This window comes from Stieleria sedimenti, assembly GCF_025060895.1.
GTDB classification, from domain to species: Bacteria; Planctomycetota; Planctomycetia; order Pirellulales; family Pirellulaceae; genus Stieleria; species Stieleria sedimenti.
On record NZ_JANZKV010000063.1, the window covers coordinates 1 to 11212 of the forward strand.

7 protein-coding genes are annotated in these 11212 nt (G+C 59.7%); 1 reads left to right on the top strand and 6 read right to left on the bottom strand.

Features of this window, described 5'->3' with window-relative positions:
- Positions 1-144: 144 nt before the first annotated feature.
- The 6 genes from NZK35_RS09860 to NZK35_RS09885 form a co-directional block, all read right to left on the bottom strand.
- Entirely contained in the window at positions 145-825 is a 681-nt protein-coding gene (locus NZK35_RS09860; RefSeq protein WP_259632369.1) for a hypothetical protein, read from the bottom strand.
- Positions 826-1142: 317 nt separating this feature from the next.
- A complete protein-coding gene (locus NZK35_RS09865) occupies positions 1143-3398 on the bottom strand; it encodes a glutamine synthetase III family protein (RefSeq protein WP_259632370.1) in 2256 nt (751 codons plus the stop codon).
- Between the two features lie 411 nt (positions 3399-3809).
- Positions 3810-5780 (bottom strand): MutS-related protein, encoded by a 1971-nt coding sequence (locus NZK35_RS09870; protein WP_259632371.1) that lies wholly within the window; start codon positions 5778-5780, stop codon positions 3810-3812.
- Positions 5781-5798: 18 nt separating this feature from the next.
- Positions 5799-7433, bottom strand: coding sequence for a hypothetical protein (locus NZK35_RS09875; protein WP_259632372.1), 1635 nt, complete (start codon positions 7431-7433; stop codon positions 5799-5801).
- Between the two features lie 180 nt (positions 7434-7613).
- A complete protein-coding gene (locus NZK35_RS09880) occupies positions 7614-8567 on the bottom strand; it encodes an EamA family transporter (RefSeq protein WP_259632373.1) in 954 nt (317 codons plus the stop codon).
- 870 nt (positions 8568-9437) lie between these two features.
- Entirely contained in the window at positions 9438-10016 is a 579-nt protein-coding gene (locus tag NZK35_RS09885) for a hypothetical protein (RefSeq protein ID WP_259632374.1), read from the bottom strand.
- Positions 10017-10402: 386 nt separating this feature from the next.
- Here NZK35_RS09885 and NZK35_RS09890 point away from each other — a divergent pair, with 386 nt between their 5' ends.
- Positions 10403-11206 (top strand): S8/S53 family peptidase, encoded by an 804-nt coding sequence (locus NZK35_RS09890; protein WP_259632375.1) that lies wholly within the window; start codon positions 10403-10405, stop codon positions 11204-11206.
- Positions 11207-11212: the final 6 nt, after the last annotated feature.

Below are 11212 nucleotides of genomic sequence, written 5' to 3' on the forward strand. Positions count from 1 at the left end.
GGCCCGAACGCTGGCGCGAACCGGCTGATGTCAAACGAATATCAGCCGTTTGGCGCGAGCCATCTGAAGAAACGACGCTTAACTTAGCGGTATTGGGCTCAAGCCTGCACACCAACACTCATACCCGTACCGTGGGGAGCTTGATCACTCCGATTCGGGCTCGGCGTCGGCCGCTGTGTTTTCCTCTTTTACCGCGGCGGGCTGGGGCTCGATCGCTTTTTCCTCGTTCTGGCGACGCTCTTCTTCACGATCCTTCATTTCTTGGGCGAGCGCCTCTTGGGCAGCCTTCAGCTGGCGGTTAGCCGCTTGCACGCGTTTTTTCAGATTCGCGTTCTGCTCTTGGGCTTGAACGAGCTGCTCTTTCGCTTTGGCCGCCGTCTGACTGGCGGCTTTCTCGGCCTTCGCGGCAGCCTGTTTGGCCTTCGCAGCCGCCTCTTTGACCTTTGCCAACTCATTCGTCGTCGCGTCGGCCCGCTTGGTCTGCTCGGCCAACATCACAGCTTGTTCGTCCAACTCGGCTTGCAGCTTTTCCGCCAGTTGCTCGGACGCTGCGAGCGCCTCGTCTTTTTCAGCCGCTTCGGCTTTCATCGTTTCCAACTGCTCACGCAGCGCGACCAGTTCGGTCGTCAGCATGATGTTGAGTTCGCTGGGTTGATCGACGTGCGACGACGTCCCACAGGCTGCGGGGACACACGCGGACTTGCAGGGTCGCCGCAGCAGACGGGCGAGCGGACCGCCACAATCGGCGGCGGCACAATTCGTCACCGCACAATCGGTCACGAGCAGTGCCACGAGGGTGAACGTTGCGGTCAGGGTGGTTTTCATCGTCTTGGCTTGATCGGGGGGGATAGGGGTGGGATGGCCGGCGACACTCCGACGCGGGACACCCCTCTATCCTAATCAGGAATCTCAGATGTAAAGACGGGACGTGAAAGAAGCCCCAACGGACTGAGATCGCCCCCGCGACAAACTGTCGTCACGGCCATGGCGAGAAACCAACGTGGGATCAGCTTTCAGTCGGCCGTGCGGGCACGCCAGACCGAAAGCCGTCTCCCAGGTTGGTGCTTGACAGGCCGACCGGATAGCGAATTGACCGTACCACACTACGGATGCTTCGCTGTCCGGCGACCTTGCCAAGTGCATCATTTGATGAACAGCATTTCCTGGTACGTCGGCAGCGGCCAGATGTCATCGGCCACGACTTCCTCCAGCTTGTCCACCGTTTCACGCAGGGCCAGCATCGACGGCAAGATCGCGTCGCAGCAGTGCCGGCACTCGTCGTCCGGCGTGGTGGCCGAGACGTCGTTGATCGCGTGCTCGAGCGTTGCGATGCCTTCCTGCAAGGCCTTGACCAGCGCCGTCATCGAATCCAACGTGTCGGTATCAAAGTCATAGCCGACGGCTTTGAGGTTGGCACACGTCGATGCCAATTCGTTTTGATACCGAATCGCCGCCGGGAAAATCAGCGTGCGTGCGATCGACAGTGCCAGACTGGCTTCGACACTGACGGTCATGCAGTACTGTTCCTGGTAGGTTTCCAAACGGCTTTCCAGTTCCCGCTCAGACAACACACCGTATTTGCCAAACATCTCGATGGTCTCGGGCGTTGCCAATTGCGGCAACGCGTCGGCCGTCGTTTTCAAATTCAGCAGCCCGCGTTTTTCGGCTTCCTTGTGCCACTCTTCCGAGTAGCCGTCGCCGTTGAAGATGATCGGCGAACACTCCGTGATGATCTCGGAGAGCAGCGTCTGGATCGCGGCGTTGAGTCCATCGGGATTCTTGGCGATCGCTTCTTCCAGCTTCGTCGCGCAGTAATCGATCGATTCGGCGATGATCGTGTTCATGGCGACCAAGGGACCTGAAATCGATTGGTGCGATCCGACGGCGCGAAACTCGAAGCGGTTCCCGGTGAAGGCAAACGGGCTGGTGCGGTTGCGGTCGCCGGCGTCCTTGGGCAACGGCGGCAAGACATCGACGCCTACCTCCAATGTCCCCGACGGCAACGAGCTGTTCGCACCACCGCCCTTGATTTGTTCAAACACGTCGGTCAACTGATCTCCCAGGAAAATCGAGATGATCGCCGGAGGTGCCTCGTTGGCGCCGAGACGGTGGTCGTTGCCGGCACTGGCGACGACGGCCCGAAGCAATCCCTGGTGCTTGTGGACGGCACGAATGATGGCGGCGCAAAAGACCAGGAACTGGGCGTTGTCATGCGGGGTTTCACCCGGATCCAGCATGTTCCCTTGCGAGGAACTGCCCAGGGACCAGTTGACGTGTTTGCCCGAACCGTTGACACCGGCGAAGGGTTTTTCGTGCATCAAGCACACCATGCCATATTTCTCGGCCGTCTTACGCAGCGTCAACATCATCAACTGCTGGTGATCCGCCGCGACGTTGGCCGATTCGAAAACCGGTGCAACCTCAAATTGCCCCGGGGCGACTTCATTGTGACGCGTCTTGACGGGAATCCCCAACTTGAACAGCTCGCGTTCGGCCTCGCACATGAACGCCAACACGCGTTCGGGAATCGCGCCGAAATAGTGGTCGTCAAACTCCTGCCCCTTGGGCGGTTTGGCACCGAACAGCGTTCGGCCCGCATTGAGCAAGTCGGGCCGCGCGTAGTAGAAGTTGCGGTCGACCAGAAAGTATTCCTGTTCCGGGCCGGCCGTCGATGCCACGAACGCGCCGTCGTTGTGGCCAAAGATTTTCAGGATTCGCTGAGCCTGTTTGTTGAGCGCCTGCATCGAACGCAACACCGGCGTCTTCTTGTCCAGAGCCTCCCCCGTCCAAGAAACAAACGCCGTCGGAATGCACAACGTCGTCCCGTTGGGGTTCTCTAAGATGTAGGCCGGACTGGTGACGTCCCAAATCGTGTACCCACGTGCCTGGGAGGTGACGCGAATCCCGCCGCTGGGGAAACTGGATCCGTCGGGCTCGCCCTGGCAGAGTTGCTTACCGCTGAATTCGGAAAGAGTGCTGCCGTCGGAAGTCGGCGAAAGGAAACTGTCGTGCTTTTCGGCCGTCGCACCGGTCAACGGATAGAAGACGTGGGCATAGTGTGTCGCGCCTTTTTCCATCGCCCAGTCTTTGATCGCCGACGCCACGACGTCCGCAATTTCCGGATCGAGCTTCTCCCCTGCATCGATCGTTCGGATCAGCGATTTGAACACGCTTTTCGGCAATCGATCTTTCATCACCGACTTGGTGAAGACGTTGGTCGAGTAGTACTCTTGGGCCGGAACATCGACAAAATCGATCGTTTGCGGGCTCGCAATGCGATTGATGACCGCGGCAACCGCGGTGCGTCTCGGAGTCGATCCGCCGCCGCTCGTGCTGGAGCCGCCGGCGGCACCTTTGGATGGGCTGGTGTCAACGGGATTGGCAAATGCTGTGCTCATGAAAAATCCTGATCATCAGGCGCTGTGAAAAAGTGGGGAAATCGACCAATGGCCTTCCATGATTTCGAACGACGTAAGCTCCACAGAAGGTTCGCCTGAGTGCCTGACGAGCGATTCAACGTGATTCGATAAAGACGGGGGACGCAATTCATTTCCAGTCCCTCCGACTCATAAGGCACGTCTCGTACCGAGGCGGCACGCGACTGCTCCAGCTCCGCGGCTGGGGAACCTAAGAAGTCATTCGCGACCAATTAAGGGCATCAAACAGACCCTTGGGAAAGACTTGCGACGTCGCTGCGGCCAACCAACGCTGACGGGTTGCGGAGAGAATAGGCGACCGCTGCTTGATTTCTGCGCCATCGCATCCTCCCCCATCACCCCATTCTTCCAAAAAGGTGTCGGACACCTTTTTTACTCTCGCGATCCCAAGCCGACGATTTCTAACAACCGCAGCGCGTTGGTCGTGGGGCTGACGCCGGAATGCATCTGATAGTCAAACGTCATCTGCTCGTTGCCCGAAGCGTCCGGTGTGATCGTTTCGCGAAAGTGCACGATCTCCGACACCGCCTGCAATTCCGGTTCGTCGGCAAGCTCCAAATCGTGCGTGCTGATCGCTCCGATCGCGCCACATTGGATCAAATGACGCAAGACCTGGGTGACGGCAATTTGGCGTTCCCGCGAATTGGTGCCCTGCAAGATTTCGTCGAGCAGAAACATCGAGACACAGCGTTTGTTGGATGCCATTGCCCGGGCCCGATCGACGACCCCTTTGAGCCGATGCAGTTCCGCCATGTAGAACGAAACACCTTCGGCCAGATTATCACGGACGCGAATGCTGGTTGCCAATTCGGTCGAAGGCAAACTCAGTGACGTCGCACACACTGGCGCGCCGGCGCCGGCCAAGGCAACGTTCAAACCGACGCTCCGTAGCATCGTGCTCTTGCCCGACATGTTGCTACCGGTGACCAGCAGCACGGTCCCGGCCGGCCCGACCGTGACGTCGTTGCAAACGCGACTGTCATCAGGTAGCAAGGGATGCCCCAGCCCTACGGATTGGAACACCGCCGATTGGATTTCATCCGCGCCGGCGTCGGTCCAGTGCGGAAAGACCCACGCGGGGTTCTCGTCGCAAACCGCCGCCAGCGACATCAGCGTCTCCAGTTCCCCGAACGCGTCAAACCAACGCGGCACCGATTGGGAATAGGTTTTCTGCCAGGCTTCCAGTTTTTGCAGAACTCGAATGTCCCACAATGCGAGAGCCTGCAGCGGCAAATACAGCAGGAACGTGGACGCGGACGATCGCAACGATCCGAGCGATGCGACGCGTGCCAGGGCGTTCATCCCGAGGCGCGCTGACTGTTCCGGGTCATCCAACAGGACGTGATGAAGATGGTCAAGTCGATCTTCCGAAGACTGTTCGTCGGTCTGACCAGCTCCTTCGCTTTCCAACCATTCGGCGGCGGAGAACAGCTCGCGATACGCGTCGACCGACTGACGACTGGCCATCGCGATCGAAAAGATCTGATGCACCGGCCCCAGCATGACCGTGGTGATGACGACGTTGATCACGACCAACCCGATTGCCACCGCGAGCGCGATCTGTGCGACGAAGGTCGGCACCACGCCGATCCGCGAGGCGATCAGCAGCAGGACGGAAACGATCGCCGCCACGGCGGAAGTGTTCGCCCAAGTTGACAGCCAGCCGTTCTTCTCCAGCCACGAATCGGATTGCGACCAGCGGATGAATTCATCAGGGTCTCCGGTTCCCTCGCCGACATGCGCGGCCAGGGAATAAAAACGAAAACGATCTTCTCTCCGCGGCGTCAAACGGCGGACCGCTGCACTGCGGCCCCGCGCGACCTCTGCGTCGGCGACCCCGGTCAACCAATTCGCCAACGTGCGCACTCCGATCGTGGTCCCGGTCATGGAGACCAATTGGAACAGCGAACTTTTGCCGAGCAAATCCAAATCATCGGCGACGTCTTTTTGGTGCTCTTCCAGCTGGACGGTCTTCAACTTCGCCCGCGTTGTTTTCCAATCCAATGCGTCCCAGTCCCGGCGGGTCCGCGCCAGCAATCGCTCGGTCACCTTGTTCGCCCGCGTCTGCTCAGCCATCGCGTCGCGAATCGGTTCGTTCAAAATCGCCGCGACCAGAAAGCCGGCCAGCAAGCCAAACCCGACGACCCAGCCCGGTGTCCCGAGTTGGGCAAAGAACGTGAACGCGAGCACGGCCACCGCGGCGCCGAACAACGCCAAGCGGATCATCGCAAACAGGGAATCTCGTGAGCGAAGTGCTTCCAGCCGTTCTGCCGACGCTTGGAGAAGGCTTTGGTAGCGGTCCGCGGCGGGCTCTGCCGCCTGGCTCTGTGGAGAATCAACCATGTTCGCTTCTTGCTCTTGCTAGACCGTCTGGATTCCGCCGGCAGTCCCTGATTGCCGCACCGCCTCGGATCGTCCCCGCTGGACGACCTTCAACGCAACCCGATCCTGTAAGTTCGGCCGAAAGATAGTCAGCAACAGCAGTGGCAGGAACCACGCGATGTACAACCCGCCGCCATAGCCATGCCAAAACTGAACCGCGACCATCACCGCGGCCGAACAACCGATCAGGGTGCCCAGGTTTTTTGGCGACGGCCAAGCTGCGAACAGCGTGCAAAGAATGCCAAAAGCGACGATCACCGGCAACCGCCAGCGAGGATCCCAGCCCAGCCCCCAAATCCCCCGCGGCTCCTTTGTCGGCAGGAACAACCCAAACATGCGACGCAAATGGTCGACCAGCGAATCGGTGCCGCCGAAGGTCAACAGCATGACCAGGATCGCCAACGTCACGATCACGCCGATGGCAAACCGACGGACGCCACGCTGCCAATAAAAACTGCACCACAACGGCAACAAGAACAACGGGTAATAGACCAGACCGGCCGCCAGCCCCAGAAAGATCCCTGCAAAAACCGGTCGCCGATAATTGAGAACCGCCCACAACAACAGTGCAGCCGGCAGCGCATGATCCACACGACCGGTCATCTGCGCCGTGTAGGGAAGCATCAAATACAACAGCGAGCAACCGACGCCGCTGCGCAAGTTGCCGAAGTGACGATTGCCGATCAACACCAGACCCACGATGATCGCCAAGTGCGCCGAAATCGCCAGCACCTTTGCCAGAATCGTCCAGCTCCGCTTGCTCTGGTCCAACTCATCGGCCGTGGGTTCCTCTTCGCCGCCAAGCGCCTGGCTGACCGGACGCGTCGTGATCGTCGGCAAGCGATGCATCAACGCATACCCCGGGCCCAACTCCGGACCCTGCCAGACGCTCATCCGCGGCGTGCTGGTGGCGACGTTGACCATCATGAAGACAAACAGGCAGATGCTGATGAAGTACAACCCGCCGACGGTCAGGTTGGGGTCCAACAACGGACGCCGCACCATCAGCGGGTCGATCATCAAGCGGATCAAAATCAGCATCTCGACCGCAAACAGCATGATGAACCCGCTGCGTTGCAGTTGCTTGGCCGAAAGCTCGGCATCGGATTCGGTCTGGCCGGGATCCAACGACGTCGCTTCCAACCGCTCATCGAGCGCATGCCGTTCTGTCACCAACGGCAGGTTGGTTTCTTCGTGGATCGTCGGCGGCACGCTGCCGGTTGGGCCCGCCGATTCCGAGCCGTCCGTCTGCATGACATTGACGGTGACCAAGACCGACGCCGAATCTGAAATGAAAGGCCGGCCTGCCGAATCGGAGGGTTCCTGTTCCCGCAAGGGCGAGGGGACGATGTGTCGGGGACGGGCCGACTCGGTGTCCGGATCCGCTTGACCGCGCGTCGCAATCTCACCCGATTCCATCTCCCGGAGATGCCGCCGCCGGCCCTCATGAACCATCAGCAATCCTGGCGCCAGCAAAATCAGCAGGACGATATCCAGATTGCGGATACTCCAGAACCGGTGAAAGACGAAGTACAACCCGATCGTCAGGAACGATGAAAGATAGACCCAGGTCGTCGGGTCCGGCCGCTTGTAATAAAGCAGAAACTCGCTCATGGGACGTTTGCGACGGTGTCCTACCGTCCGCCTCGGTCAAACCCGTTGGAAGAATCGCAGCAAAAGTCGTTCCAATACAATCGCCCTAGCATACGTGCCCCGGCCGGGCGTGAAAACCACCGTCAAAGATCACCGTGAAAAACGGTGTGCCGGAAAAGCTGCCGGCGGACGCCTCGGCGATCACCCGTGCCACGTCAGCAACACCACGCCCAGCAAAATGACGGCGACACACGCCGATTTGGCTCGGAAATTCGCTTCACTGAGCGCTTTTGCCCCAAATCCCAACGCGATCACCACGCTGCTGCGGCGGACGACCGAGACCACCGAAACCAGCGCCTCGGGGTCGGAAAGTGCGACGAAATAAAACCAGTCGGCCAGAATCAACAACGGACTGACCAACGCGATGCTCCACCGCCACTGAAACGGCTGGGAAGTCCGCCCGCCGACGGCGGCGGGCGGACGCTGTGACCCCGCAGAACGTTTCGGCGCATCGAACCGATGCCACCAGATCGCCAGCGGCACCATCACCGGTACCAAATCAATCGTAAACCAGGCCTGCATCGTGACCGGATCGAAGCCAGCCGTCTGCAGCAACCATTTGTCATAGATGGAACTGCACGCCCCCAATAAGGTGGCCGCCGTCATCAAGGCCACCCAGCGGTTGCGCGTGAACCGGATCCCTTCACGACGGCCGACCAACGTGAATCGCCAAAATCCGATCAGCACGATGACGATGCCCGTCCATTGCAGCGGCGTCGGACGTTCTCCGAAAAACAAGATCGCAATCACAATCGTCCAAAACGGGCTCGTGGCGCGAATCGGCGCAGCGATCGAAAGCGGCAAATGCTTCAGCGCCGAAAACGCAAACGTCCATGACGCGCCCACCAGCACGCTTTTCGATGCGATCAATCCATGTTCGCGCCAACTCAGCGGACCGACGACGAACGAGTCAAACGGGATGGTCTCCCTCCAGAACGTCGACCACACCAGCAGCGGCAAATACAGCACCGCACCGATCGAGACACTGACCAGCAACACGATCGGAACCGCATTGGCCTGGACCGACCACTTCTTGGCGGCGTCGTACACCCCTAACAAGACGGCCGAAACGATGCTCAATAAGATCCAATTCATGCGTCAGAGCATGAAGGTAAACCGCGGCGCTGGAAACCACCAAAATTGCAAGGCCGCACCGAGATGCATTGTCCGAGCCCGTAGGTGATGCTGTGCATCACACACGCTCGGAATGTTCCAGCCAACCGCCTTCCGTGCCGAAGCAGGTGGCATGACCCCGACGGGGTGTCCATTGTTAGCGGTAGGGCGCAAGCCCTCCGGTCTTGTAACGCGTCGTCGACGCCGAAACCGGACGGCTCGCGCCGTTCCGCCAACACCAGCGGTGGCCTAGCCCCGACGGGGTCATTGTTAGCGGCAGGGCGCAAGCCCTCCGGTCCGTTAACGCGTTTTCAACGCTGCCACCGGACGGCTCGCGCCGCTCCGCTAACACCAGCGGTGGCATGACCCCGGAACGGGGTCAAAGCCAGTAGCCGGAGGTGAGCGCAGCGACACCTCCGGACCTTCGGCGCCCCGCACGACGCGACCCCGGAGGGTGTCGAAGCAAATCGCGTCTGAACCTGCGGACCCGGCCTGCCGCCCTGAGTGAACGAGCATCCCGATCAACGCTTTCGGCAAGGCGGACTGCCGCACCGCCGGCGGATGGATTCGCTGCGACCCCGTCCGGGGTCGATGGGAATCTCGCGACGGATTCCCCGGAGGTGGCGCTGCGCTGACCTCCGGCTACTCGCTGTCATCCCTCCGGGATATCGGAATCGCTCCGCGATTCGTTGACAGATTTATTAGCGGTAGGCCGCGAACCCTCCGGTCTTGTCGATCTAAAAAAAATAGCACGGTCGCTTTCACGACCGTGCTATCGGTAGATACGGATCACGTTCTGTTCGGACCGCACGCACAGCGCGTTCCGCCTTCAACGCAACCAGCAATCGGCGCTCAGTTGAGCATCTTGTTGACGACTTTCATGACGCCGGCAACGTTGACCTTTTCGGCGCTGTTGAACTTACGTGCCGCGACGACTTTGCTGTCGTTGGCCAGGACGACGGTGATGGCCGCTTTTTCGTCGATCTTGTAGTTGCTCGGTCCGGTCACGTTATCTTTGGCGATGACTACGGGCACGGAGGTCGCGCCGGAGGTCTTGGCGACTTTGGCGGCGGTATCTTTCAGTGCCGAGGCGTCTTCGCCCATCAACGTCACAAAGCCTTTCAGTTCGGCGTCTTCGTTCGCTTTGACGGCCGCATCAATTTCCTTGACCAATTCGTTGAGCTTGCCACCGGTGTCGCGTGCGAACACCATCACCATCGGGCGTGAACCATACTTGCAGCGATAGCAAAGCTGCTCACCTTGCTCGACACCGTCATCCTCGGCACCGGCAACTTTGGTGACGTAGAACGCGCCGATCGAATCGCCGGCCTTCAAACCTTTCGCGGCTTTCTTCTTCGTCTGCTCCTCAGCCGAAACCACCGAGCAAACCAGCAAACCAAAAACAGCCAAAGGCAACATCAAACGAGACATACGTTGAATCTCCAACAGGAAGGGAGGCAAAAAGGGGGGACGTTTTCTCTTTCATTGAGAGGGGTCCCGCGAGACCGCTCTCTCGGAAATGGGCAGAGCATCTTACCATCCGCCAGCACGATCCGCATAATCGCACCCCAAAATCAGAAAAAAAGTGGTGATTAGGTGCAGGTGTCGGTTGCCAGCACTTCGACGGCGCGCCACCGCCGCAGCGTCTCGCCTTTTCTCCCTCACCGGCGAAGTTTCCAACTCCCGCGATCTTGAACCGGTCAATCGGCCCCACTGCGGATTTACAGACCGGTACAATCGACGCCTGTTCAGTTTTATTCTTCTCCCACGGGCCGCTTCACGGACGATTGCCAGGTGTTTTGTCACGGCCAAGGCAAATGACTCGACCGATCCCAATCCGCTCTCGCTCGTCCATCCGTTTCTCCTCACGACGACACCATCGGGCCGTCGCCGGTCGTCCCCTGCGGCTGGAAGTTTTGGAGCGGCGCTGCCTGCTTGCCGCACAGCTTTCCGTTGACATACCATCAGATCGTGACGGAGATTCCCCCGAGGCGGTGTGGACCTCGTTTGACGCCCGCGTTGCGCCGGAACGCGGCGTGCTGGGAAACGATGTCGGCGAAATTTTCTGGGGCGGCAAGACCGTGAAGGTTGTGCAAGGCCAATGGATTGTGCACCTGGACCGACCCGCCGCCCCGCCAAACCCGGACGGGTTCTCAGCCACTTCGACGGCCGAGTCGCGTTCAAACAATCCCTTTGACCGCTATGACACCCGCGGTGCGAGCGACCTTGCCCGCCGATTGCTCGCGCGACGCAACCCGATACGGCGGATCGCGCAGAGCGACAACACCGATCAATGGGTGTATGCGTTTGAAGACGTGATCATGGCCAGAGCGATGCTGGATGCGTTTTCACAAATTCCGGAAGTCCGCCGCGTTGAACCCAACTTTAGCGTCAAACTTGATTTGACTCCCAACGACCCCTCATTCAGCTCACTGTGGGGACTGAACAACGGCTCGGATGTGGACATCGATGCGCCCGAAGCCTGGGAATTGACAACCGGATCCGGCAGTCTGGTCGTTGGTGTCATCGATACCGGCGTCGATTACACGCACCCCGACCTTCGGAACAACATGTGGGTCAATCCGATCGAATGCCCGGCGGGCAATGGGACTTGCGTATAAGACGGC